Below are 25,225 nucleotides of genomic sequence, written 5' to 3' on the forward strand. Positions count from 1 at the left end.
ATGCTTTGGACAGACTGCTTAACTCGCTTGCGACAAGAGCTTTCAGGAAATGTCTATACAATGTGGATACGCCCACTGGTGGCAGAAGATGCAGGTGATAGTCTAAAACTCTATGCACCGAATCCGTATTGGACACGCTATATTCAAGAGCACCATTTAGAACTGATTTCAATTTTAGCGGAACAGTTGTCTGAAGGTCGGGTACGTAAAGTCGAGATTTTGGTCGATTCACGGCCTGGTGCAATTTTATCTGCAGCTGAGCAACCGGCAACAACCACCGCAGCATTAGAGTCAACGCCACAAGTGTCGGCACCAACACGTCCTAAAAAAGAAAAAGAAGAGACGTCTTCAAAAAATAACCGTAAGCGTCAGCTTAACCCATTATTTACCTTTTCCTTGTTTGTTGAAGGTCGTTCCAATCAGATGGCGGCAGAAACCTGTCGTAAAGTCTTGACGCAGCCCGGTGCTTCGCAACATAACCCGTTATTTTTATATGGACCGACTGGTTTAGGTAAAACCCATTTAATGCAAGCCGTAGGTAATGCATTATTGCAAGCGAAGCCGAATGCACGTGTGATGTACATGACGGCTGAAAGTTTTGTACAAGACTTTGTGAGCTCGTTACAGCAAGGTAAGGTCGAAGAATTTAAGAAAAACTGTCGTTCGTTAGATTTGTTATTGGTGGATGATATTCATTTGTTGGCGGGTAAAGAGGCCAGCTTGGTTGAGTTTTTCTATACCTTCAACGCGTTATTAGATGAATCTAAGCAAATCATTTTAACCTCAGATCGTTATCCAAAAGAACTGACTGAACTTGATCCACGTTTGGTTTCACGTTTTTCGTGGGGCTTATCGGTGGGTGTTGAACCGCCTGATATTGAAACCCGTATTGAAATTTTACTGAAAAAAGCGGAAAGCAATGGGGTGGAACTTCCACGGAATTGTGCGTTGTTTATTGCTCAACAAGTGGTTGCCAATGTCCGTGAACTAGAAGGTGCGCTGAATAAAGTCGTAGCCATTTCTCGTTTTAAAGGCACCCCAATCGATCTAGATGTGGTGCGTGAATCGTTAAAAGATGTGTTGGCAATTCGTGCGCGCACCATCAGCACGGAAAATATTCAGCGTGTGGTGAGTGAATATTTCCGTATTCCACTGAAAGAATTGATTGGTCCAAAACGTACACGCATTTATGCACGTCCACGTCAGTTGGCTATGGGGCTAGCACGTGAGCTGACAGGGGATAGTTTTCCTGAAATTGGTATGGCTTTTGGTAATCGTGACCACAGTACTGTGATGCATGCCTGTGAAAAAGTACAAAGCCTGCGTGAAGAAGATCCAATCTTCAATGAGGACTATAAAAACTTGCAACGTCTGCTGCAAAGTTAAGTCTTTTCGTTCAAATTCTGTTCTTGCAATGCGGTATATTCTGCCGCATAGTACACTGCTAAAAAATTAATTTATTTTGTCTGTCTTCAGTTTTTAGAGGAATGTATCGTGCGTTTAAAAATCGCGAAAGAAAGCTTACTGAATGTTCTATCACATGTCGTAGGAGCGGTTGAACGTCGCCATACCTTAAATATTTTATCCAATGTAAAAGTACAGGTAACAGAGCAAGCTTTGACCATTACGGGGTCGGATCTTGAAGTGGAACTGGTTGCAAGCACATCACTTACTGAAGGTGCATGTTTACAAGCAGGTGTGACGACTGTTCCTGCACGTAAATTGATGGATATCTGTAAATCATTACCGTCAGCGGCATTGATTGATTTGCAAATTACTGAAGATCAACGTTGTATTTTAAAATCTGGAAACAGTCGTTTTGTATTGGGTACTTTGCCTGCAGAAGACTATCCATTATTAACCACTGAAAATACTCAAGGCACTCAAGTCGGTGTGACTCAGCGTGAGTTAAAGCGTTTATTTGAGAAAACATCTTTTGCCATGGCGGTTCAAGATGTGCGTTTCTATTTGACAGGTACTTTGCTTGAAATTGATGAAAATCAATTGCGTGCAGTAACGACCGATGGTCACCGTTTGGCGATGTGTGAAACAGCGGCAAGCTCGAATGCGACACAAGCAATGCAAGCGATTGTTCCACGTAAAGCTGTAGGTGAATTGCAGCGTCTATTGAGTGTTGAAGACGAGCAATTATCGTTGTTGATTGGTCGTGAATTATTAAATGTAACGATTACCATTGCCAGCCGTGATAAAGAGCAGGGTGATATTACCGTACGTTTCACCACAAAATTGATCGATGGTAAATTCCCTGACTACCGCCGTGTGATTCCACGTGGTGGTGATAAAAATGTGCGCATTGCACATGATGTATTTAAACAATCACTACAACGTGTGGCGATTTTAAGTAATGAAAAATTGCGCGGCGTATTCTTGAAGTTTGATGCGGACACTTTACAACTTCGTGCCAATAACCCTGAACAAGATGAAGCGATCGAAGATCTCGCGATTCAATATGCTGATGCACCGATGGAAATGTCATTCAATGCACAGTACTTATTGGAAGTTCTGAATGTGTTGGATGGTGATGATGTTGCAATGACCATGACAGAAGCCAACCAATCTGTATTGGTACAAGATCCACAACAACAAGATCAAACCTATGTTGTGATGCCAATGCGTGTTTAATTCGGACTGACGTCTCAATTATTATGCATATCACGCGTTTACATGTAGAACGTGTTCGAAATTTAAAGACGGTTGCACTCTCTGGGTTGCAGCCGTTTAATGTCTTTTATGGGCAAAATGGTTCTGGCAAAACTTCTGTATTAGAAGCAGTACATTTGCTGGCAACCGGCCGTTCTTTTCGAACCCATATTCCGAAAAACTATATTCAAAATAATAGCCCTGACGCTGTTGTCTTTGCGCAGTCTGCAACAGACCGCATTGGTATGCAAAAAATGCAGTCGGGCGAGCAAGTGATTAAAGTCAATGGCGACCTTGTGGGGACACAAGGGCAGTTGGCTAAGATTTTACCACTACAACTCATCGACCCACAAAGTACCGATATTATTGATCATGGTGCGAAGCCACGACGTCAACTTTTAGATTGGTTGATGTTCCACGTGGAACCGGAGTTTTACCATGCATGGCAATATTATGCGCGGGCATTAAAACAGCGGAATAGTTTGCTGAAATCACGACGTCATTTGAGTTTGTCTGACCTAGAACCGTGGAACAAAATGCTCAGTGATTATGGTGAGATATTACATAGTCTGCGCAGTAATGTGGTGGAACAGTGGACGCGATATTTCCAACAAGATCTCCAAGCATTATTGCCGCATTTAACAGTGACATTGGAATATAGTGCAGGCTTTCATGCTGAAACAGGACTGCTGAATGATCTGACCAATCAGCACTTTAAAGACTGCGAACGTGGCTATACTGAGTATGGTCCGCACCGTGCAGATTTAAGGTTGAAAACCGCTATGGGTGATGCAGATGTTGTGCTCTCTCGTGGGCAAAAAAAGTTATTGATCATGGCGTTAAAACTGTCACAGATTGCAATGCTACATGCTTGTAATAAGGAAACTGTGGTATTATTAGATGATCTGACAGCAGAATTAGATTTAACCGCACAACAGCGTTTAATTGAGCGTTTAAGCCATCTTGGTAGTCAAGTTTTTATTACCACTTTAGACCATGATTCAGTGCAAAAACACTTACATGATTTATCTATTTCTTATCAATTATTCAAAGTTGAAAATGGTACGGTGCAGGCTGTTGTGCAATGAAATACCACCTTTGGATAGACCTATTTTTCACTAGGGAGAAACCATGAGTTCAGAAGATCAAGCTGCTTCTCAAACAGAACAAACCATAGAAAAAGCTTATGATTCCTCTAGCATCAAAGTATTACGTGGTCTAGACGCTGTACGTAAGCGTCCGGGCATGTATATTGGTGATACTGACGATGGTACTGGCCTACACCACATGGTGTTTGAAGTTGTCGATAACTCAATTGATGAAGCGTTGGCAGGTCATTGTGACGAAATTCAAGTCACCATTCATGAAGATGAATCTGTAAGCGTATCGGATAACGGTCGTGGTATTCCTACCGACATTCACCCAGAAGAAGGTGTTTCTGCAGCAGAAGTGATTTTAACGATTCTGCATGCGGGCGGTAAATTTGATGATAACAGCTATAAAGTTTCAGGCGGTCTACATGGTGTAGGCGTATCCGTGGTGAATGCGCTTTCAAGCAAGCTCGAATTAACTATTCATCGTGCGGGTCAAATCCACCAGCAAGAATATAAACACGGTGATTCCGTGTATCCATTAAAGGTGGTGGGTGAGACAGATCGTACAGGTACACGTATACGTTTCTGGCCAAGTGCTGAAACCTTCAGTCAAACGATTTTTAATGTCGATATTTTGGCGCGTCGTTTACGTGAATTATCTTTCTTGAATGCAGGTGTGAGAATTGTGCTACGTGACGAACGTATCAATTTAGAGCACGTTTATGACTATGAAGGTGGTTTGTCTGAGTTTGTAAAATATATTAACCAAGGCAAAACCCATCTGAATGATATCTTCCACTTTACTACTCAAGCGGATAATGGCATTGGTGTAGAAGTTGCATTGCAGTGGAATGATTCTTATCAGGAAAATGTTCGTTGCTTTACCAACAACATTCCACAAAAAGATGGTGGCACGCATTTAGCGGGTTTCCGTGCTGCATTAACTCGTGGCTTAAACAGCTACATGGAAAGCGAAAACTTACTCAAAAAAGAGAAAGTAGCAGTTTCTGGTGATGATGCACGTGAAGGTTTAACTGCGATTGTTTCGGTGAAAGTGCCTGATCCAAAATTCTCTTCGCAAACCAAAGAAAAATTGGTGTCGAGCGAAGTGAAAACTGCGGTTGAGCAAGCGATGAATAAATCATTTGCTGAATATCTTTTAGAGAACCCACAAGCCGCTAAATCGATTGCAGGCAAGATTATTGATGCAGCACGTGCGCGTGATGCAGCACGTAAAGCACGTGAAATGACTCGTCGTAAGAGTGCGCTTGATATTGCAGGCCTGCCAGGTAAATTGGCCGATTGTCAGGAAAAAGATCCTGCATTGTCTGAACTTTACTTAGTCGAAGGTGACTCTGCGGGCGGTTCTGCAAAACAGGGCCGTAACCGTAAGATGCAAGCGATTTTGCCGCTGAAAGGTAAAATCCTCAACGTGGAACGTGCACGTTTTGACAAGATGATTTCTTCACAAGAAGTGGGAACACTGATTACTGCTTTGGGTTGTGGTATTGGCCGTGAGGAATATAACCCAGATAAACTGCGTTATCACAAAATCATCATCATGACCGATGCCGACGTCGATGGTTCGCACATTCGTACGCTACTGTTGACCTTCTTCTTCCGTCAAATGCCAGAACTTGTGGAACGTGGATATATTTATATTGCACAGCCACCGTTGTATAAGCTGAAAAAAGGCAAGCAAGAACAGTACATCAAAGATAATGATGCGCTTGAGACTTACCTGATTTCAAATGCAATTGATGAGCTTGAATTACACATCAGTGCAGAAGCACCAGCCATTCGTGGTGAGGCTTTAGCGGGTGTGATTGCGGATTATCAAACCTCTCAAAAGAGCTTGCATCGTCTGACTGTACGTTATCCTGCAAGTGTGTTGGATGGTTTATTGGCAGTAGAAGGCTTTAAGTTAGATCACGCAAATAACCAAGACTATGTACAGACTTGGGGTGAGCAACTACGTGCCAATATTGAGAAAACTCAACCTAGCTTACGTCCTGAATTAAGCTTAGAAACTTTTGAGCATGAAGATACCGAAGGCAATAAGTCAGCGACCTATTTCCCGCGTATTACCATCTATGTTCATAACTTACCGCACCAATACTTGTTAGATTCAGGTCTATTGGGTTCAGGTGAATATGCACGTTTACTCAAAAATTCGAAGAGTTGGTTCACCTTATTGGAAGAAGGTGCTTACCTACAAAAAGGTGAGCGCAAAATTCCAGTAAATAGCTTCCATCAGGTTTGGCAAAACATCCTACAAGACTCACGCCGTGGCATGATGATTCAGCGCTATAAAGGTTTGGGTGAGATGAATGCTGAACAGCTTTGGGAAACCACAATGGATCCTGAGAACCGTAACATGCTGCAAGTAACGGTACAGGATGCGATTGAAGCTGATCGTATGTTCTCTTGCTTGATGGGTGATGATGTGGAACCACGTCGTGCTTTCATTGAAGAAAATGCGTTAAATGCGGATATTGATGCCTAAATTCTGATTACAGAATCATTCAAAAAAGCACTCTTCGGAGTGCTTTTTTTTGTGCTATCTTAAATAAAATTGAATATTAAATCGCCAATTTGTGTTTTATAAAATTGACTTATTCTGATGCTAAGCTCAAATCTATTTGAACTTAGCAGCTAAAAATAAGAGGTCTATATATGATGGACAATCAACTTGAACACATTCGTGACATCTGGGTAAATGCATTTTTTACCGGAAATTATACCGTTCTTGCCAAATACGAAGATGAGCACTTTAAGGTGGTTTATGAGCAAGACGGGCGTGTCGAAAGTAATTATGTCCGCTATGAACGTATTGCACATGCAGTGAAGAATGGGGTTTGGAAACCACAAAAACCAGACGTAGAATTTGAAGAATATGAGTTTAATCGTGACCAAACTGAGTGCAAAATTTTAATTGGTTTAGCCGAAACACAGCAGCAAATACAGGAAATCTGGCATTTTGATCAGACCTGGAAAATACAAGAATTACGTTTTTTAAAGGCAAAAAAAGCCCATCCTTCTGCCTTATCTTAAACAATAAAAAGTTTAAATTGATGTCGTGAATGGAGATAAAATGCATCCATCTTGCAAATGTGGATAAGTTTTGTGAATTTTCACATTTAATAGTGTTCAACATCAAAGTCATTTATAATTGTGGATAATATCATTTAAAAATATTTATCCACAAAAAAAGGTGGTTCGATATTTTGAATTTAAAAAATAAAAATGAATTTAAAACCAAGATTTGAATTGAAAAATGGCTTTTATGGATAACTATGGCAATGAGTTTGATGTGAAGTATATTTTTTGAATTCATTTACAAAGTTAGGGTAAAAGCTATCGCTGAATTTTTAGATTCTTTCCGAATAGAAATGCCTTAACGATGCAATAACCAGTTGGATATGAACATTCGATTTTTTAAATATTTTTTAGATTTATAGTGTGATTATTATTGTGAAGTATAAATAAAAAATCGCCGTGGAACATTTAAATTTCACGGCGATTGATTTTTTGAGCTTAAGTTAGGTTTTCTTAATAATGCAAATCTAGGGTTTTGCTTTTTAAATTAAGCCTCAAAACTACTTTCCATTTCTTCTAATTCCATCATTAATTCAAGCATTTGCTCTTCGACAGATTCAAGTTTGGCTTTTAATTCTGTTTGCTCATTCATCAGTTTGAGTAAGTCATCTTTACGACTGGCTTCATATAAAGCACTGTCTGCTAATAATTCCTCGATTTCGTTTAAGCGTGGCTGAATTTTGCTGATTTGCGCTTCATTTTTTTCAATGTTTTTACGAATCGGGCGGGTCAATTCACGCTGACGTGCAGCTTCTTTACGTTGCGCTTCTTTATCGACTTTGGAAATCGTCGGTTTAGTTTCAACTTGAGATTTGATGGGAGTCGGGGCTTGTTGACTATTTTTCATCATGTCGATCCGTGCTTGACGCAGCCAATCGGCATAAGCCACGAGGTCACCATCAAATTCGCGACATTTCCCATGATGTACCAATAATAATTCGTCACAAACACTGGCAATCAATTGACGTTCATGCGAAACCAAAACCACAGCGCCTTCAAAGTCTTGTAATGCCATAGTTAGCGCATGACGCATATCAAGGTCTAAATGGTTGGTCGGTTCATCTAGAATTAAAACATTGGGGCGCTGCCAAACAATCAAAGCCAAAGCCAATCGTGCTCGTTCACCGCCTGAAAATCCTTCACTTGGCGTATCCATGCGTTCGCCACTAAAACCAAAGCTACCTAAGAATGAACGTAATGCCGCTTCACTGATTTTTTTGTCAGCGATTCGAGATAATTGCAACATTGGGCTGGCATTGCCATCTAGAGCATCCATTTGATGCTGTGCAAAATAGCCAATATTCAACAGTTCCGAGGCTTTGCGTGTCCCTTGTAATAAGGGAAGATCACCAACCAAGGATTTAATTAAGGTTGATTTACCAGCACCATTCATTCCCAGTAAACCAATGCGACTGTTTGGGGTAATCTGTAAATTCACATTGGTGGCAATCAGTTTGTCACCATAGCCTATATCGACATGTTCCATTTGTAACAGTGGTGAGCTCATTTTGGTTGGCTCACGGAAACTAAAGGTAAATGGCGTATCGACATGCGCGGCAGAAAGTTCCTGCATGCGTTCTAATTGTTTAATACGACTTTGAGCCTGCTTAGCTTTAGTGGCTTTAGCTTTAAAACGGTCAATAAATTTTTGGAGATGTGCACGGGTTTCAAGTTGTTTTTCATAGGCTTGTTGTTGTTGTGCCAAGCGCTCAGAACGGGTGCGTTCAAAGGTTGAATAGTTGCCGGTGTAAAGCGTCAGCTCTTGATTTTCGATATGTAAAATATGATCAGTCACCGCATCTAAGAAATCACGGTCATGTGAAATCAAGATCAGTGTGCCTTCATAAGCTTTTAACCAATCTTCTAACCACAAAATCGCATCTAAGTCTAAGTGGTTGGTTGGTTCATCGAGTAATAATAGGTCAGAACGGCTCATCAGGGTACGCGCAAGGTTTAAACGCATACGCCAACCACCAGAAAAGCTTGAAACATTGAGTTGGGACTGATGTTCAAAGAAACCCAGGCCGGCCATCAGTTGTGAGGCTTTTGATGGAGCTGTATAGCCATGGATTTCATCAAATCGGCCATATAAGTGTGCCAGCGCTTCATTGTCTAATTGTTCTGGATGTTCAAGTTTATGTTGTATTTCCCAATATTCTTCATCGCCTGAAAGAACGAAATCAATCGCTTTCATATCGAGCGCTTTGATTTCTTGCGCCATATGCGCGACGGTCCATACCGCAGGACGAGTTAATGAACCACCATCAGATTCCATTCCACCTAAAAGTGCAGAAAAAAGAGTCGATTTACCTGCACCATTTACACCGGTTAAGCCGATTTTCCAGCCTGGATGCAATTGCATAGATGCTTTTTGAAATAAAACACGCCCACCGCGACGAATGGAAAGTTGGTCTAACTGAATCATGGAACTAACTAAACAAGAAGAATGTGAGGCTATTCTAATGGATGGCTTTGCAAAAGAAAAAACAAAGCATCGCAACCATCTGAAAAAATGTGACAGATTCCACGTATTTAGGTATATTGAATGGGCTTTAGTATTAAAAAAATATTTCAAGTTGTTGTTTTAAATGGATTAATAAAACATATTGGGAATATAAGAAATGAGAAAAGGAATTTTAATTTTATCGCTTCTTTCAGGTGTGATGTCTGCACAAAGCTATGCCAATCAGAAGGTCTGTGTGTTCGATTTACTTGGAAAAGCAGGGGAATCTTATAAGCTAATGGAAGAGTGGTCTCTAGCCAGTAAGGCATGGGGAGCACAAGTTCAACTGATTTCATATCAAGATGAATCCAAAGTCGATAAAGATTTTAAAGAAGGGAAATGTGACGCATTTTATATGACCTCGATGCGGGCACGTGCGTATAACAAATTTGCTGGTTCGATTGATGCCATTGGCGGTGTACCGAACAATACCATCCCACAAAAAGCCATTACCTATGTCTTAGATAAGCGGAACAGTAAGCGACTGATTACCAATTCAGGTAAAGATAGTTATGAAGTGGCAGGGATTGGGCAAATTGGTTCAGCCTATATTTTTGTCCGTGATCGCAATATCAATAATTTAGAAAAAGCTGAAGGTAAAAAATTTGCCATTTTGCATTATGACTATGCGCAAAAAGAGATGGTCGACCGTGTCGGCGCTGTGCCAGTCATGTCGGAAATTTCCAATTTTATTCGCAAATTTAATCAGGCCGAAGTTGAAATTGTGGCTGCGCCGGCTTATGCCTTTAAGCCACTCGAAATTTCAAAAGGCTTAGGCACTACTGGGGCGATGGTGAATTTTCCTGTGGTGAATGTCACGGCAGACCTGATTATTCGTAACAATAAATTCCCAGATGGTTTTGCTGAACCCTCTCGGCAATGGTTCGTTAAACAATTACCGAAAAGTTTTGCCATGGTAAAACGCATGGAAGCTGAAATTCCTGCCAAATATAAGATGAATCTCAGCAAAGATGATCAGTTGAAATATCAGAAAATTTTGCGTGAAGGACGGATGGATTTAACCAAACAAGGAATCTACGACTCCACCATGATGACGGTACTGAAAAAAGCACGTTGTACGATTGAGCGAACCAATTTTGAGTGTTCAGTGGCGGGTGAATAAGCTTTTTTCTGTATTTCTTTGTAAAGTTTCATAAAAAGGCTGTAAATGCAAAAAGCCTTTTTTGCATACAACATGATGATTATATTTATAATTTTGCCTTAAATAAAAAAGTGATATTAATCACAAAAAAACAGAATGTGCCAAAATGACATAAATAAATGGAGTAAATGCTCTATTTTTTTTAAATTAACTTGCTTAATATCGGCGTTGTGTAAGGACACCTCTGAACCATAAAAAGATTTGAAAGGAAAATAGAATGAAAAAAACGCTCCTATCATTGGCTACATTTGCTGCAATTGGCTTTGCTGGTTCAGCTCAGGCAGCAAAAGTAGATATCTGTGTATTTGACTTACTGGGTAAGTCAGGTGAGTCATACCAAATGGCTCAGGAATGGGCGCTTGCAGCAAAAGGCTGGGGTGCTGAAATTAACTTAATTCCGCGTCAAGATGAAGCAGTAGCCGACAATGATTTTAAAGCGGGTAAATGTGATGGCGTATTTATGACGGCAATGCGTGCTCGTCAATACAATAAATTTGCAGGTTCGATTGATGCGCTTGGTGGCGCACCGAGCAATGCAATTGCGCAACGTGCGATTACCTTTGCATTAGACCAACGTAATGCTGCAAAAATGGTCAGCAACCTAGGTGGTAAGAAATACGAAGTGGCGGGTATTGCTCCACTGGGTTCAGCATTCATCTTTGTCAAAGACAAAAAAATTGACTCAATTGAAAAAGCAGCAGGTAAAAAGTTTGCAGTATTAGGCTATGACGAAGCACAAAAAATCATGGTGCAACGTGTCGGCGCTCAAGCTGTGGTTTCAGATGTATCTAACTTTGTGGCGAAGTTTAATAATGGTCAGGTCGATATGGTGGGTGCGCCTGCGTATGCCTACAAACCATTAGAGATTTATAAGGGTTTAGGTACCAATGGTGCGATGTTTAACTTCCCAGTTTTACAAGTGACCGCGGACTTTATTATTCGTCCTGATCAGTTCCCAGCAGGCTTTGGTCAAAAATCTCGTGATTGGTTTGTGAAACATTTACCGAAGAGTATTGCGATGATTAACCGTTTAGAGGCGGGTATTCCTGCGAAATATAAACTTAACTTAAGTGCAGAAGATAAAACCAAATATCAAAAATTATTGCGTGAAGGTCGTATGGATATGACGAAACGTGGCATTTATGATGCGGGCATGATGTCAGTATTGAAAAAGGCACGTTGTTCTGTCGATAAAGCCAATTTTGAATGTTCACTTAGCGGCGAATAAACTGATATTTAAAGAAAAAAGCCTGGATTTATCCGGGCTTTTTTTCGCAAATGCACAGGTCATTTTCGCCATTGAGTCAGCAAAATATTCAGGTAATCTAAATTGAAATCGAGGGCTGTGAGTATATTTAATCATACTCCGCATGACCCAAAAATCAAAAAATGGTTAAAACAAAAACAGTAAAAAACAAGGAAAGTCAGTATGAAACAATGGACAAAGGCATTGAGTATTGCTGCTGCGTTAATGGCGGTGAATGGCGTAGCTCAAGCAAAGCAAGTGGTGTGTGTATTTGATTTGGTGGGTAAAAATGGTGATGTTTTTACCCTGATGAGAGATTACCAATTGGCGGCAAAAAACTGGGGCGCAGACATTGAGCTCCGCGTCAGTCAAAATGAAGCGGTGATTGCGGAAGATTTTAAAGCCGGTAAATGTGATGGGATCAGTGTCACAGGTATGCGTGGTCGTCAATTTAATAATTTTACCGGTTCTTTAGATGCGATTGGTGCAATTCCAGATTTGAAACTTGCGGTTAAAGTGATGCAAGGCCTTGCGAGTCCAACGTTTGCAAAGAGCATGGTCAATAGTAAATATGAAGTGGTAGGTGTGATTCCTGTAGGTGATGCCTACCTGTTGGTGAATGACCGTAGTATCAATACTGTCGCTAAAGCAGCAGGTAAAAAAATTGCGGTGCTTGATTATGATGAAGCGCAGAAAATTATGGTGCAACAGGTGGGGGCTCAAGCGGTCAGTGCTGACGTGACCAATTTTGGCTCTAAATTTAACAATGGTCAGGTGGATATTATTGGTGCACCTGCAGCGGTGTTTAAACCCTTGGAGTTACATAAAGGTTTAGGTAGTAAAGGTGCAATTGTTAATTATCCAATTTTACAAGTGACGGGAAATATTATTATTCGCCCAGATAAATTCCCAGCGGGGTATGGGCAAAAATCACGTGATTGGGTCAAAACACAATTACCGCGTGCATTCACGATATTAGGCAAAATGAAGTCAGAAATTCCAGCCAAATATTGGATGGATGTTCCAACAGCAGACAAAGCTGGTTATCAAAAAATGATGCGTGAAGCGCGTATCGATTTGACTAAACGTGGTATCTACGACAAGCGAATGATGAAACTATTATGGCAATTCCGCTGTAAACAAGACCCGAAAAACTTCGAATGTGCATTACAGGACGAAAACTATAAATAAGTTTTAAATGAATCTTGAGAAAAATACTCTGATTTAACTTTAAACTGTGAAGACTGACCATATATTGAGTATGTTATACTTGAAACATGGTCTTTTCTTTTTAAAGACACCCCAATGACTCAGAGGAATCCATCATGAATGCTCAAGCACTTGTGCTGACTGACAATGCTGCCAATAAAGTACGCCAATTGCGTGACAGTGAAGGTAATCAAGACCTCATGTTACGTGTATATGTGACTGGTGGTGGTTGTTCAGGTTTCTCATATGGATTTAATTTTGCAGAAAGCCAAAACGAAGATGATGCTGAATTTATCAATGAAGACGTGAAAATGTTGGTGGATTCACTTAGTTATCAATATTTAGTTGGTTCAACAGTCGACTATATTGAAGGTTTAGAGGGTTCTCGTTTTGTGGTACAAAACCCGAATGCGACAACCACGTGTGGATGTGGATCTTCATTCTCGATCTAATCACGATGATGAATTGAGCCATAAAAAAGCCCTCATTTTGAGGGCTTTTTTAATGTTTAAAATCGATATTAGGCTTCAAATTTTAGCGCTTCTAACAGATCTAAAATCACTGTGGTCACGTCTTGACTCAATTGATAATTATTAAAAATTTCATAAGCCGTAATGGTGATATCGGTATCACTCGGAAGCAGGCGTTGTTCTTCTTCGATGAGGTCACGGATCGGCAATAGGGTTTGTTTGACTTGTAAATGCAAGACATCTTTAAACTCAAGATTTTCGTCTTCGAGTTCGATGAGTTGCTCATTAAAAAATGGTAAAAGTACTGCATGGAGATAAGGTTGAATTTCGGTAATATCAAAAAGTTCAATATCACGGGTTTGTTCAATCGTGCTGATGTGGTCATTCACTTCAATTAAGATATGGTAGTAACTCACATTGCTCTCCACGGAAGATGTCATTGATATAAGGAAATTATTGCATATCAACAATAACATGAAATGCTGATTTTTGTTGGTGAATCCTGCAATATCCTTATAAATTGTATGGTTTTTTATGCTCAGGGCACACTAGCGATAATACAGTAAGCTTTGGTCTGCTGGCATCAGTTTAAAGTTTTCTAATTGTTGCGCGCCCAAGATTGGGTACATTAATGCAGTAGGGTCATTATGGTGAGATAAGCCGAGAGCATGTCCGAGTTCGTGGGCAAGGGTGAGGCGTAAATCATCTTCGGCATCAAATTGATAAATCTGAATCTGATCGCCCATAAAAACGCCTTTATGAAACTCTCGTGCAGGAAAGCGCTGACTGGCTTGTATCACGCCCGCATTATATTGATCGATTTGCTGGTTATAACTTGAGACTTGTTGGTTAAATTGATCATTTTGCTGATTAAATCGATCTATTTCTTGGTCTAATTGCATCGCTTGTGCTTTGACTTGCGCAAGTTCTTTTTCAACGCGTTGCATATTGGGGCCTTGCGCATGCTCGATTCGGCTCCAACCCATACGTTCTTGCGACAGTTGTACTATTTCAGCACGGATCATGGCTTGTTTTGATCGGAGCTGTTGCTCATTCATCTCCAGACCTTTTCTCGAATTTGTTAAGTTCTCGGCATATAAATCATTACGGGCTTTATCTGCGGCTAAGGTCTTTTGGACTTGCTTATAGGCATTGTATTGTTCTTGGCGGTCATCATAAATTAGATGGATCGCCAGTTGTGCATCTGGGTCATAGATAAATAACGGTTTGAGCGTCCCTTTATGCCATATCTCTGCAGCCTCTTGGCTAAGTTGGATCACCTGTTGCTGGGTTAAACCAAAGCGTGGGTCGACGTCTGCAACACGAAAGCGTAATCGTGTGTCAAAAGGATGGGAAATTCGATCCCACGCAGAATTAAAGCGAAGCTGTGGATGGGATTTAACTTGAAACTGTAAATAAGCTAAATACAGTATCCCCACTGTTATGAGTGCTGAGACAAAGCGCATAGTAAATGAACACAATAATAGGGGTTTAATTTAGCTTGAATTTTGTCCACGTCATAGTCAAATATATACCATCTTGAAATTTTAGCGTTGTCTTAACAATAGCATTACGCTTTTTTTCCAGTTAATTTGGCTGGTAAATTGGATTTATAAATAAGAATGAATCCTATAGAGATAAATATGAAAAAAACCAATTCAATGAGATATTTGAAATTAAATCCATATTCTTTAACGTGTTCCAAACTATAGATCGATATTTCGAGTTTAAAACATTGAGCTAATGTATAAAAAATAATGCCGATAAATAGTGAGATAAATCCTAAGCTCCATGTGTAGCGCTGCTGAATATTAAACATATATAAAATTAGGCAACTTATGAGGAGTCCAAGTGTGAAGGCCGCATCAAGCCCCAAAAATTGTAGATAATTGAGAGGGGATAATAGTATGTTTGAAGGCAGAATGATTAATAGATTACCCATCGGATAATGAAACATCACGGACATTCCCGCAGCTAAGAGCAAAAGCTTGATAAAATTTTTCATGTAAATTATGTTTTATTTTAAAGATAATGAAAAATAACATAAAAAACCGCGCTTTCGCGCGGTCTTTTTGAGCTTTGAAAGACTCAGTTAAAGCGACAAATTATTTTTTGTCATCTTTCACTTCAGTGAACTCAGCATCTACAACGCCGTCATCTGCTTTTTGAGCTTGACCTTCAGCGCCTTGGAAAGCGTTAGGATCAAAACCTTCAGCACCGCCTTGACCTTGTGCAGCTTCATAAGCACGTTGAGTGATCGGCATAATGATGTTTTGAAGTGCTTCAGTTTTCGCTTTGATTGCATCTACATCGTTATCTTTAGTCGCTGCTTCGAGCTCAGCTACAGCAGCATCGATTGCAGATTTCTCATCAGCAGTTACCTGTTCGCCAAGATCTTTTACTGCTTTTTGAGCAGAAGAAACAAGTGCATCAGCTTCGTTACGTGCTTTCGCTAATTCTTCAAATTTACGATCTTCTTCAGCATTCGCTTCAGCATCTTTGATCATCGCTTCAATTTCAGCATCGCTCAAACCAGAGTTAGCTTTAATTTGAATTGATTGCTCTTTACCTGTGCTCTTATCTTTTGCAGATACTTTCAAGATACCATCAGCGTTGATGTCAAATGATACTTCAATTTGTGGTACACCACGTGGAGCAGGTGGAATATCGCCCAATTGGAAGTTACCCAACAATTTGTTTTGTTGAGCCATTTTACGTTCACCTTGGTAAACTGAAATGTCTACAGCTGGTTGGTTGTCTGCAGCAGTTGAGAACACTTGAGATTTCTTCGCAGGAATCGTCGTGTTTTTCTCAATGATCGCTGTTAACACGCCACCCATTGTTTCAATACCAAGTGTAAGCGGAGTTACGTCAAGAAGAAGTACGTCAGTTTTATCACCTGAAAGTACTGCACCTTGAATCGCAGCACCCATCGCTACAGCTTCATCTGGGTTCACGTCTTTACGTGGCTCACGGCCGAAGAACTCTTGTACTTTTTGTTGTACAAGTGGCATACGAGACTGACCACCCACCAAGATTACGTCAGAGATGTCAGAGGTTGAAAGACCTGCATCTTTAAGTGCAATCTTACATGGTTCAATTGTACGAGCAACCAATTCAGCAACTAAACCTTCAAGTTTAGAGCGAGTCACGTTGATCACTAAGTGTTTAGGACCAGTCGCATCTGCTGTGATGTATGGAAGGTTGATTTCTGTTGCATTCGAAGAAGAAAGCTCGATTTTTGCTTTTTCAGCAGCTTCTTTTAAACGTTGAAGTGCAAGCGGATCTTGTTTCAAGTTTACGCTTTGTTCTTTCTTGAACTCTTCAACCAAGTATTCAATTAACGCATTATCGAAGTCTTCACCACCAAGGAATGTATCACCGTTTGTAGACAATACTTCGATTTGTTGGTCGCCATCAAGGTCAGCGATTTCAATGATTGATACGTCGAAAGTACCACCACCTAAGTCGTAAACCGCAACTTTACGGTCGCCTTCTTTTTTGTCCATACCGAACGCAAGTGCAGCAGCTGTTGGTTCGTTGATGATACGTTTAACATCTAAACCAGCAATTTTACCTGCATCTTTAGTCGCTTGACGTTGAGCATCGTTAAAGTACGCAGGAACAGTAATTACCGCTTCAGTTACTGTTTCACCAAGGTAGTCTTCAGCTGTTTTTTTCATCTTTTTCAAGATTTCAGCAGAGATTTGTTGTGGTGCAAGTTTCTTGTCGTTTACATCAACCCAAGCATCGCCATTGTCAGCTTTGATGATTTTGTAAGGTACAAGGCCGATATCTTTTTGCACAGCTTGGTCTTGGTACTTACGACCGATCAAACGTTTGATTGCAAATAATGTGTTTTTAGGGTTAGTCACTGCTTGACGCTTAGCAGATTGACCGACAAGGATCTCACCATCTTTATATGCAATAATAGATGGGGTTGTACGAGCGCCTTCAGCGTTGTCGATTACTTTTACTTTGTCGCCTTCAAGTACTGCTACGCAAGAGTTTGTAGTACCTAAGTCAATACCAATGATTTTCGCCATTTGGATGTTTCCTCTAAAATTCTTTTACGATGTTTTCGCTTGTTATCCGATATGAGAGCCAATCAAAAATTTTCAAGTAATATTGGTTAAAATTTTTAATTCGTCTCAGAAAATTTGGGTTTATGCACCAACCATAACCATAGCTGGACGTAATAGACGACCGTTTAAGCTATAGCCTTTTTGCAATACTGTTCCGATTTCATTCGATTTGGCATTTGGATCGATGCCCACAGCCTGATGAAGATCTGCATTGAAACCATTTGCAGTATCCACAGCAACCACACCAAATTTTTCTAAAGTGCTGAGCAATGATTTCAGTGTAAGTTCTACACCTTCAGATAAACCTGATTTTTCATCACCTGCCGCAGCAATCGCGCGTTCAAGGTTATCAACTGACTCAAGCAATTGTTTTGCAAATTTTTCCAGCACAGTATCTTTATGCTTTTCAGATTCGCGTTGAATGCGCTCTACACTTTTTTGCGCTTCATATACGGCATTTGCAGTACGTGCTTTTTCAAGTTTTAAGCTTTCTTCTAAATTGGTGATTTGTGCTTGTAAATCTTCAACTGAAACTTCAGCTTGCTCGTTTTCAGCTTGAGTTTGCTGTTCTGCTTGCTCTTGTTGAAGATCTTGAGCGTCTTGGTTTTGCTCAGTCGCCATTGATTTACTCCGTTTAAATGGGTTCTTAAACATGTTCAGTCCTTATAGCTGTGCGTTCAAACGACATCGATGCGTAACTGCCATGCGTTTTGAATTCATGATTAATAAAAGAAATCGGGGCAGGGTATAAAAATTCAAGCGAAGTCAGCGATTAAATGCAATTTTTTATTCAAATAAATGGTTTTTCAGCCAAATATCGACTGCAAAATTAAATTCTATGAAAATATAAATTATTGATTTGAATGTATAATCATATTTTGATCGGATTTATAGATTTTCATCATAAATTTTAACGGTTTCTCTTTGTGCCTGAAAATTTGCATAATTTATCTATCGGAAGTGACCATATCCATTGGAGAGAGGGATATGGTGACTACCTCTAGATTTTAGAAACACTTTTCCATGCTGATTTCCCAAGAATCAGCATTTTTTTTGCCTCAAAAAATAGTGGTTAATATTTATACATAAAAACTCTTAGTATCAGTTTTATTAAATATTTCACAAAAAATGATCAGCACAGTATTCTTTGTTTCAGATTCTATCGCTGTAGTTTCTTAATTTATTTCAAATGTGTTTTTCATGGCCTGCTTCTCTCATAAGCAGGCTTTTTTTTGCATGAAATTTATAAAAACAGCCACTTAAGTAACTGAGTTGCAAGTTTTGTTGAACTTTGTTGTATTCAAAAGCTGTGATCACGCTTTATTCAAAATCATTTATATTTATTTTTTTAATAAAAAACAAAGCACTTGAGTTAAAAAAAATGATGTAAAGCCTTAAAATGAAAGAAAACCGCCTAATTAATAAAACATTTCATAAGCTGTACCGTGCCTCGTACAAAGTACAACTCAGAAGGTGGGAACTTCACAGAATTATTTTCCATTATGACTCGGGCAAAGTTGAGCTTTGCTTTTAATGATTCAATGAAGGAAATAATGAAGATGAAAAAAATTGGTTTATTCGCTGTCGCAGTTTTAGGTTTTGGTTTAGCTGCGGTGGGTTGTACTTCTCAAGAAACTGTAGAATCTCCGGAAACCGCACAAGTAACGTCTGCAACTGAAGCATCTGTAACAACAGAGCAATCGGGTGCTGTGGTTCAAGCAGATCCATCAGCTCAAGGTGCTGAAGTTCAATCTGCGCCTGCACCGCAACCTACAGTTCAGCAATAAGATTGTTTAATGCTCTCTGACCTGTAACAACAGGCAGTCAAGAATAGACAGAAGATAGGATGCCTCTTCTGTCTATTTTCTTTTCTATAGCTTTTTTTACGCCCTTTTCTATTTTTAGCGAGCAAAAAAAAGCCCATCATGTAGATGAGCTTTTTACTTTTAACCGATCTGCAAAAAACATCAATTAACGGCGATTTTCCCACGCGCGACGACGTTCTTCAGCCGCTTTACGTTGTTGATCTGATGCCTTTCTTAAATCTTGAATATTTTTTTTGCGTTCTTGCTCAATTTGTTTTCTACGATCTTGACTGGCTTTACGGCGCTGTTCTTCTAAGCGCTGACGCTCTTTGCTGACTTTTTGACGATCTTGTTCAGCACGTTTACGACGTTCAGCTTCAGAGTATTTACGCTGTTGTTCTAGACGTTGACGTTCGAGTTCGTTTTTACGACGATCCCACTCTTGTTGATTTTTACGATTTTGTTCCCAGTTACGCTGGTCAAGTTGCTGCTTTCTACGTTCGAGCTCTAAACGATTACGTTGTTGTTGCTGACGTTCCCATGTACGGCGGTCTTGTTCATAACGACTGTCATAACGGCGATCATAACGATTGTCATAGCGTCGATCATTATTATCATAACGGCGGTCATAACGTTGATCATAACGTCCATCGTAGTAACCATCTTCAGGGAATGCTACGCAGCCTACAGCCAAAAAAGCAGTCGCAAAAGACAGAAGGATGATCTTTTTAGCCATGGTGAGTATCCTTTATCGAGAATGGGTTAGCATAATCAACCCATAAAACTTGGGTAAATTGTCAATGACAACTCTATAAAAGAAGATTAGCTTAACTAGGTCTGTACTATGTATGTCGATGTTGAGACTTATATGTGAATATGGTCACATTTGACCTAGATCATGTAGAAAGTATGAAGAGCATAATTCGAAGGATAGAGCATGTTTGCATTGAATGAATCACTTAAAAATATGAAAGATAAAGGCCAAGGTACGGCTGCTCGGTTACTTGATCGTCTTCCTAACTTTGCCAAAGAAAGCCTCGCAAAACGTCTCGATTATCCGTTTATTTTTCCAGAATTAGATCCGCTGGTGAAATGCATGATGGCGGCTCAACTCAAGCAAGGTAAGTCAGGCTTTGTGACCGAAGACTATGTGAAGTCTCGTAAATTATTTGATTTACAGATGGAGTCGATCAAGACCAAGCCGACCTTTGTGAAACAAGTGCAAGATATACGTCTACCTTTACAAAGTGCTACGCTGTTTGCGCGTCATTATCATCCTGCTCCAAATAAAAAATTACCGATGATCGTGTTCTATCACGGTGGTGGTTTTGTGGTGGGTGGTCTAGACACGCATGATGAAGTTTGTCGTTTATTGGCCGTGCATGCCAAAGCACAAGTTTTAAGTATTGATTATCCACTCACGCCAGAGGCCAGCCCAGCTCAATTAATGCAAAGTTGTGAAGATGCCTTGGCCTGGACTTATCAAAATAGTCGTCAGTTTAAAATTCTTAAAAATCGAATTGCGGTGGCAGGGGATAGTGCAGGCGGCAATATTGCTACTGCGGTTGCGCAGCGCAGTGCTCAGAAAGTTTTTGCCCCGCAAGCTCAGCTATTAATTTACCCAGTAGTGGATTTTAAGAGTCGCCACCCATCTTTCTATGCGTATAAAGATGGTCTGGTTCTGACTGAAAAAGATATTGATGTCGTAACCGCTTTATATGCGGAACAACATGCAGTGGCCTTGGATGATCCATTAATTTCACCGACCTATGGAAAATTGGCAGGTATCGCACCCGCGTATATCGTGACGGCAGGGCATGATGTTTTACATGACGAAGGTGAAATTTATTCGCATAAACTCCGTCAGCAAGGGGTGAAAGTGTTTTATCAAGAATATACCGATCAAACCCATGGTTTTATCAATTTAACCCCGGTTTCGCACCGAGCTAAAAAATACGTGATCGAGATCAGTACGAAGTTCCGTAAATTTTGGGATAAACGTAGCTAATCATTCCTTTATATAAAGTAAACCCAGTGTTTCACGTGAAACACTGGGTTTTTATTTATTGGGTTACTTATATTAGGTTACTTATCTTGGATTTTTGCAGCAGGAAATACGAGGCTAAATTCGGGGACATAAAAGCTTTGCAATAATCGTGCTTCAGAAAAATTTGGAAAAATGTCCTGTGTGTTGTGCCATTCTACCTGTTTCAGTTTAGATAGCCGTCCACGAAACTGGGGTGAAAATTGATAGCGCTTACCTTCCCACGCTTGTCTGATTTGCAACATCGCAGCAGGGATATGATGACTATTAATATAGAAAGAACGCTGTGAACGTGATTTTTTTAAACGAATCTGCATCTTTTGTTGTTCAACTTCGATATTACAGACCACTTCATTGTCATGTTGTTGCCATTCAAACTTTGCCAACTCTTTAGGAATACCCCAGAGCTTTTGACCATGAATGACAGAGATGTTTGTCGAAACATAAATCTTAGGAATCGAACTTAACCTTTTCTTACTCCATAAAGGGTGATCTAAAATTAGCAATTCGTCATAAGGGCCCACAGGTGAATCATGGTATCGGACCAATAACACCTGAACCACACGACCTAAAGGCGATGTCGCTAAACGGAACATCTGCGCTTGTTGGATAAAACTCGGAGAGATCCAATAATTCAAAATAAAAGCATCGCCACGCAGTTGCCAAGGCGGTAAATGTGTCAATGCAGTGTCCGACGGTATTATTTGCGTCATCATTGTTCTCGTTTTAATAATGGCAGAATAATTACTTTTTAATCATCAAAGACTAATATACAGTCAATAACAAGTACGAGATCAACCAGAAGAGTTAGCAAATGTTAAAACAGATTTTATTTACCGCAGCACTTGGCTGTGTGAGCTTAAGCAGTTTTGCTGCCAATACTATTGTCGAAATGAAAACCTCTCAAGGCAATATTGAAATTGAGCTATTCAATGACAAGGCACCTATCTCAGCTAAAAACTTTGAAAGCTATGCAAAAGAAAAATTTTATAACGGCACGATCTTTCATCGCGTGATTCCTGGATTTATGGTTCAGGGTGGGGGCATGGATGTCAAAATGCAGGAGAAGCCAACAAAAGCGGCTATTAAGAATGAATCAAGTAATGGCTTGAGCAATAAGCGCGGCACATTGGCAATGGCACGGATGAATCATCCTGATTCAGCAAGTAGTCAGTTCTTTATTAATGTTGCAGACAATGACTTTCTCAATAAAAGTGCAATGAATGCGGGATATGCTGTTTTTGGTAAGGTCACTAAAGGTATGGATATCGTCGATAAAATCGTAAAAGTTCCAACTGCGAACTATGGAATGCATCAGAATGTCCCTGTAAACCCAGTAGTTATACAGAGTGTGGTGATTAAAGCAGCACCTGTAAAAAACTAAGCACACAAAATAGGAAAAATATTTTACATGATATTTGTAATAAATATCATGTATTTATGTGAGTAAAGTGTGTTTTTTGAACCATAATGGTGCATAAAAATAAAACACTCGTGTTCTTTGTGAGTGAAAAGCACTTGCACGTGTAAGAAATTGCCCTATAATGAGCACCATACCGACGAGATAGACGGAAACGAACGAAACGCGAAGCGTTGAGTTGTTGAGTTTATCGAAGTCCAGCTTCTAGCATTGACGAGATGTTAGAAAGATCATTAAGAGATTATGAAGAACAACTTGTGTGGATTTTTACTGGTTGATCGATCGAAATTATTTTCATTGATTAATGGTAGAAATTACTCGAAGTTTATTTGAGCAAATTTTTGTCAGTAATTGATGAGCCAAGATTGGTACCCTTATAGGTACTATTGATTTTAAACTGAAGAGTTTGATCATGGCTCAGATTGAACGCTGGCGGCAGGCTTAACACATGCAAGTCGAGCGGGGGAAGGTAGCTTGCTACTGGACCTAGCGGCGGACGGGTGAGTAATGCTTAGGAATCTGCCTATTAGTGGGGGACAACATTTCGAAAGGGATGCTAATACCGCATACGTCCTACGGGAGAAAGCAGGGGATCTTCGGACCTTGCGCTAATAGATGAGCCTAAGTCGGATTAGCTAGTTGGTGGGGTAAAGGCCTACCAAGGCGACGATCTGTAGCGGGTCTGAGAGGATGATCCGCCACACTGGGACTGAGACACGGCCCAGACTCCTACGGGAGGCAGCAGTGGGGAATATTGGACAATGGGGGGAACCCTGATCCAGCCATGCCGCGTGTGTGAAGAAGGCCTTTTGGTTGTAAAGCACTTTAAGCGAGGAGGAGGCTACTTTGGTTAATACCTAAAGATAGTGGACGTTACTCGCAGAATAAGCACCGGCTAACTCTGTGCCAGCAGCCGCGGTAATACAGAGGGTGCGAGCGTTAATCGGATTTACTGGGCGTAAAGCGTGCGTAGGCGGCTTTTTAAGTCGGATGTGAAATCCCCGAGCTTAACTTGGGAATTGCATTCGATACTGGGAAGCTAGAGTATGGGAGAGGATGGTAGAATTCCAGGTGTAGCGGTGAAATGCGTAGAGATCTGGAGGAATACCGATGGCGAAGGCAGCCATCTGGCCTAATACTGACGCTGAGGCACGAAAGCATGGGGAGCAAACAGGATTAGATACCCTGGTAGTCCATGCCGTAAACGATGTCTACTAGCCGTTGGGGCCTTTGAGGCTTTAGTGGCGCAGCTAACGCGATAAGTAGACCGCCTGGGGAGTACGGTCGCAAGACTAAAACTCAAATGAATTGACGGGGGCCCGCACAAGCGGTGGAGCATGTGGTTTAATTCGATGCAACGCGAAGAACCTTACCTGGTCTTGACATAGTAAGAACTTTCCAGAGATGGATTGGTGCCTTCGGGAACTTACATACAGGTGCTGCATGGCTGTCGTCAGCTCGTGTCGTGAGATGTTGGGTTAAGTCCCGCAACGAGCGCAACCCTTTTCCTTATTTGCCATCGGGTTAAGCCGGGAACTTTAAGGATACTGCCAGTGACAAACTGGAGGAAGGCGGGGACGACGTCAAGTCATCATGGCCCTTACGACCAGGGCTACACACGTGCTACAATGGTCGGTACAAAGGGTTGCTACTCCGCGAGGAGATGCTAATCTCAAAAAGCCGATCGTAGTCCGGATTGGAGTCTGCAACTCGACTCCATGAAGTCGGAATCGCTAGTAATCGCGGATCAGAATGCCGCGGTGAATACGTTCCCGGGCCTTGTACACACCGCCCGTCACACCATGGGAGTTTGTTGCACCAGAAGTAGGTAGTCTAACCGTAAGGAGGACGCTTACCACGGTGTGGCCGATGACTGGGGTGAAGTCGTAACAAGGTAGCCGTAGGGGAACCTGCGGCTGGATCACCTCCTTAACGAAAGATTGACGATTGGTAAGAATCCACAACAAGTTGTTCTTCATGACGATGTATCTGAGGGTCTGTAGCTCAGTTGGTTAGAGCACACGCTTGATAAGCGTGGGGTCACAAGTTCAAGTCTTGTCAGACCCACCACTACTGACACGTAAGCAATTGCAGAGTAAACGGAAATCAGAAACATTGACTTATTGATAAGCTGGGGACTTAGCTTAGTTGGTAGAGCGCCTGCTTTGCACGCAGGAGGTCAGGAGTTCGACTCTCCTAGTCTCCACCAAATTTCAAGATCATAAAAGCGCAGCTTTTACTTGAAATTTAAGCAAGAAGCTACGCTTCGTGCAGGCTTTAATCAAACGAAGCCGTAGATTATAGAATTTAATAAGAAGTTAGCGTAATATGCGCGTCTTGTTAACTTCTGTGATTTATCACAGTTTCCTGACCTGACGAAGGCTGGAAAAATCATTAACAGAATATATTTGAGTTGAAATAATTTGT

At 40.7% G+C, this 25,225-nt stretch carries 19 protein-coding genes, 2 tRNA genes and 1 rRNA gene; 15 read left to right on the top strand and 7 right to left on the bottom strand.

Features of this window, described 5'->3' with window-relative positions:
• The 5 genes from dnaA to MST16_RS00025 all read left to right on the top strand — a co-directional run bounded on the left by dnaA (nucleotide 1) and on the right by MST16_RS00025 (nucleotide 6,809).
• Nucleotides 1-1,386, top strand: a complete 1,386-nt coding sequence (gene dnaA, locus MST16_RS00005; RefSeq protein ID WP_168379515.1) for a chromosomal replication initiator protein DnaA — start codon at nucleotides 1-3, stop codon at nucleotides 1,384-1,386.
• A 108-nt stretch (nucleotides 1,387-1,494) separates the two neighbouring features.
• A complete protein-coding gene (dnaN, locus tag MST16_RS00010; protein WP_168379516.1) occupies nucleotides 1,495-2,643 on the top strand; it encodes a DNA polymerase III subunit beta in 1,149 nt (382 codons plus the stop codon).
• Nucleotides 2,644-2,666: 23 nt separating this feature from the next.
• Entirely contained in the window at nucleotides 2,667-3,749 is a 1,083-nt protein-coding gene (gene recF, locus MST16_RS00015; RefSeq protein WP_180009130.1) for a DNA replication/repair protein RecF, read from the top strand.
• Nucleotides 3,750-3,792: 43 nt separating this feature from the next.
• Nucleotides 3,793-6,261: a DNA topoisomerase (ATP-hydrolyzing) subunit B gene (gene gyrB / locus MST16_RS00020; RefSeq protein WP_180009128.1), complete on the top strand. Its 2,469-nt coding sequence runs from the start codon at nucleotides 3,793-3,795 to the stop codon at nucleotides 6,259-6,261.
• A gap of 170 nt (nucleotides 6,262-6,431) precedes the next feature.
• Nucleotides 6,432-6,809 carry a hypothetical protein gene (locus MST16_RS00025; RefSeq protein ID WP_180009124.1) on the top strand — a complete coding sequence of 126 codons (378 nt, stop codon included), beginning with the start codon at nucleotides 6,432-6,434 and terminating at the stop codon, nucleotides 6,807-6,809.
• Between the two features lie 532 nt (nucleotides 6,810-7,341).
• On the opposite strand, the gene MST16_RS00030 is transcribed toward MST16_RS00025, so the two are convergent.
• Entirely contained in the window at nucleotides 7,342-9,279 is a 1,938-nt protein-coding gene (locus MST16_RS00030; protein ID WP_180009122.1) for an ATP-binding cassette domain-containing protein, read from the bottom strand.
• A 196-nt stretch (nucleotides 9,280-9,475) separates the two neighbouring features.
• Here MST16_RS00030 and MST16_RS00035 point away from each other — a divergent pair, with 196 nt between their 5' ends.
• The 4 genes from MST16_RS00035 to erpA all read left to right on the top strand — a co-directional run bounded on the left by MST16_RS00035 (nucleotide 9,476) and on the right by erpA (nucleotide 13,426).
• Nucleotides 9,476-10,480 carry a putative solute-binding protein gene (locus tag MST16_RS00035; RefSeq protein ID WP_180009115.1) on the top strand — a complete coding sequence of 335 codons (1,005 nt, stop codon included), beginning with the start codon at nucleotides 9,476-9,478 and terminating at the stop codon, nucleotides 10,478-10,480.
• A 256-nt stretch (nucleotides 10,481-10,736) separates the two neighbouring features.
• Nucleotides 10,737-11,747, top strand: coding sequence for a putative solute-binding protein (locus MST16_RS00040; protein WP_180005536.1), 1,011 nt, complete (start codon nucleotides 10,737-10,739; stop codon nucleotides 11,745-11,747).
• Between the two features lie 201 nt (nucleotides 11,748-11,948).
• On the top strand, nucleotides 11,949-12,956 hold the full coding sequence (locus MST16_RS00045) for a putative solute-binding protein (RefSeq protein WP_180009113.1): 1,008 nt from the start codon (nucleotides 11,949-11,951) through the stop codon (nucleotides 12,954-12,956).
• A 134-nt stretch (nucleotides 12,957-13,090) separates the two neighbouring features.
• A complete protein-coding gene (gene erpA / locus MST16_RS00050; protein ID WP_078189499.1) occupies nucleotides 13,091-13,426 on the top strand; it encodes an iron-sulfur cluster insertion protein ErpA in 336 nt (111 codons plus the stop codon).
• Between the two features lie 68 nt (nucleotides 13,427-13,494).
• Here the strand turns inward: erpA and MST16_RS00055 are convergent, their stop codons facing one another.
• The 4 genes from MST16_RS00055 to grpE form a co-directional block, all read right to left on the bottom strand.
• Nucleotides 13,495-13,872 carry a hypothetical protein gene (locus MST16_RS00055; RefSeq protein WP_180005534.1) on the bottom strand — a complete coding sequence of 126 codons (378 nt, stop codon included), beginning with the start codon at nucleotides 13,870-13,872 and terminating at the stop codon, nucleotides 13,495-13,497.
• Nucleotides 13,873-13,992: 120 nt separating this feature from the next.
• Entirely contained in the window at nucleotides 13,993-14,910 is a 918-nt protein-coding gene (locus MST16_RS00060; RefSeq protein WP_180009111.1) for a matrixin family metalloprotease, read from the bottom strand.
• 639 nt (nucleotides 14,911-15,549) lie between these two features.
• Nucleotides 15,550-17,490, bottom strand: a complete 1,941-nt coding sequence (gene dnaK / locus MST16_RS00065) for a molecular chaperone DnaK (protein ID WP_180009109.1) — start codon at nucleotides 17,488-17,490, stop codon at nucleotides 15,550-15,552.
• Between the two features lie 120 nt (nucleotides 17,491-17,610).
• The gene (gene grpE / locus MST16_RS00070) at nucleotides 17,611-18,150 is read right to left on the bottom strand and encodes a nucleotide exchange factor GrpE (protein ID WP_111885723.1); all 540 of its coding nucleotides are present in this window, start codon (nucleotides 18,148-18,150) and stop codon (nucleotides 17,611-17,613) included.
• A 938-nt stretch (nucleotides 18,151-19,088) separates the two neighbouring features.
• On the opposite strand from grpE, the gene MST16_RS00075 reads away from it, so the two are divergent.
• The gene (locus MST16_RS00075) at nucleotides 19,089-19,316 is read left to right on the top strand and encodes a hypothetical protein (protein ID WP_228144800.1); all 228 of its coding nucleotides are present in this window, start codon (nucleotides 19,089-19,091) and stop codon (nucleotides 19,314-19,316) included.
• A 184-nt stretch (nucleotides 19,317-19,500) separates the two neighbouring features.
• Here MST16_RS00075 and MST16_RS00080 read toward each other — a convergent pair whose 3' ends face one another.
• Nucleotides 19,501-20,070, bottom strand: a complete 570-nt coding sequence (locus tag MST16_RS00080; RefSeq protein WP_168379529.1) for a hypothetical protein — start codon at nucleotides 20,068-20,070, stop codon at nucleotides 19,501-19,503.
• 201 nt (nucleotides 20,071-20,271) lie between these two features.
• Between MST16_RS00080 and MST16_RS00085 the strand changes: the two genes are divergently transcribed.
• Nucleotides 20,272-21,342 (top strand): alpha/beta hydrolase, encoded by a 1,071-nt coding sequence (locus MST16_RS00085; protein WP_078194436.1) that lies wholly within the window; start codon nucleotides 20,272-20,274, stop codon nucleotides 21,340-21,342.
• A 77-nt stretch (nucleotides 21,343-21,419) separates the two neighbouring features.
• Here MST16_RS00085 and MST16_RS00090 read toward each other — a convergent pair whose 3' ends face one another.
• A complete protein-coding gene (locus MST16_RS00090) occupies nucleotides 21,420-22,091 on the bottom strand; it encodes an acetoacetate decarboxylase family protein (RefSeq protein WP_180009157.1) in 672 nt (223 codons plus the stop codon).
• Between the two features lie 101 nt (nucleotides 22,092-22,192).
• Between MST16_RS00090 and MST16_RS00095 the strand changes: the two genes are divergently transcribed.
• From MST16_RS00095 to MST16_RS00110, 4 genes are all read left to right on the top strand, one after another.
• On the top strand, nucleotides 22,193-22,762 hold the full coding sequence (locus MST16_RS00095) for a peptidylprolyl isomerase (RefSeq protein WP_180005529.1): 570 nt from the start codon (nucleotides 22,193-22,195) through the stop codon (nucleotides 22,760-22,762).
• 430 nt (nucleotides 22,763-23,192) lie between these two features.
• Nucleotides 23,193-24,730, top strand: a 16S ribosomal RNA gene (locus tag MST16_RS00100).
• 61 nt (nucleotides 24,731-24,791) lie between these two features.
• A tRNA-Ile gene (locus MST16_RS00105) sits at nucleotides 24,792-24,868 on the top strand.
• Between the two features lie 63 nt (nucleotides 24,869-24,931).
• Nucleotides 24,932-25,007 (top strand) — tRNA-Ala (locus MST16_RS00110).
• The last annotated feature ends 218 nt before the right edge of the window (nucleotides 25,008-25,225 follow it).

The sequence above is a fragment of the Acinetobacter sp. YH16040_T genome, from assembly GCF_024605785.1.
Classification (GTDB): domain Bacteria; phylum Pseudomonadota; class Gammaproteobacteria; order Pseudomonadales; family Moraxellaceae; genus Acinetobacter; species Acinetobacter amyesii.

Excerpts from the sequence above, each read along its gene's own strand:
- MST16_RS00090 (WP_180009157.1), bottom strand. The coding sequence starts at position 22,091 with ATGACGCAAATAATACCGTCGGACACTGCATTGACACATTTACCGCCT.
- grpE (WP_111885723.1), bottom strand. The coding sequence starts at position 18,150 with ATGGCGACTGAGCAAAACCAAGACGCTCAAGATCTTCAACAAGAGCAA.
- MST16_RS00030 (WP_180009122.1), bottom strand. The coding sequence starts at position 9,279 with ATGATTCAGTTAGACCAACTTTCCATTCGTCGCGGTGGGCGTGTTTTA.
- MST16_RS00080 (WP_168379529.1), bottom strand. The coding sequence starts at position 20,070 with ATGGCTAAAAAGATCATCCTTCTGTCTTTTGCGACTGCTTTTTTGGCT.
- MST16_RS00060 (WP_180009111.1), bottom strand. The coding sequence starts at position 14,910 with ATGCGCTTTGTCTCAGCACTCATAACAGTGGGGATACTGTATTTAGCT.
- recF (WP_180009130.1), top strand. The coding sequence starts at position 2,667 with ATGCATATCACGCGTTTACATGTAGAACGTGTTCGAAATTTAAAGACG.
- gyrB (WP_180009128.1), top strand. The coding sequence starts at position 3,793 with ATGAGTTCAGAAGATCAAGCTGCTTCTCAAACAGAACAAACCATAGAA.
- MST16_RS00085 (WP_078194436.1), top strand. The coding sequence starts at position 20,272 with ATGTTTGCATTGAATGAATCACTTAAAAATATGAAAGATAAAGGCCAA.
- MST16_RS00045 (WP_180009113.1), top strand. The coding sequence starts at position 11,949 with ATGAAACAATGGACAAAGGCATTGAGTATTGCTGCTGCGTTAATGGCG.
- MST16_RS00035 (WP_180009115.1), top strand. The coding sequence starts at position 9,476 with ATGAGAAAAGGAATTTTAATTTTATCGCTTCTTTCAGGTGTGATGTCT.
- MST16_RS00075 (WP_228144800.1), top strand. The coding sequence starts at position 19,089 with ATGAAAAAAATTGGTTTATTCGCTGTCGCAGTTTTAGGTTTTGGTTTA.
- erpA (WP_078189499.1), top strand. The coding sequence starts at position 13,091 with ATGAATGCTCAAGCACTTGTGCTGACTGACAATGCTGCCAATAAAGTA.
- dnaK (WP_180009109.1), bottom strand. The coding sequence starts at position 17,490 with ATGGCGAAAATCATTGGTATTGACTTAGGTACTACAAACTCTTGCGTA.
- MST16_RS00095 (WP_180005529.1), top strand. The coding sequence starts at position 22,193 with ATGTTAAAACAGATTTTATTTACCGCAGCACTTGGCTGTGTGAGCTTA.
- dnaA (WP_168379515.1), top strand. The coding sequence starts at position 1 with ATGCTTTGGACAGACTGCTTAACTCGCTTGCGACAAGAGCTTTCAGGA.
- MST16_RS00025 (WP_180009124.1), top strand. The coding sequence starts at position 6,432 with ATGATGGACAATCAACTTGAACACATTCGTGACATCTGGGTAAATGCA.
- MST16_RS00040 (WP_180005536.1), top strand. The coding sequence starts at position 10,737 with ATGAAAAAAACGCTCCTATCATTGGCTACATTTGCTGCAATTGGCTTT.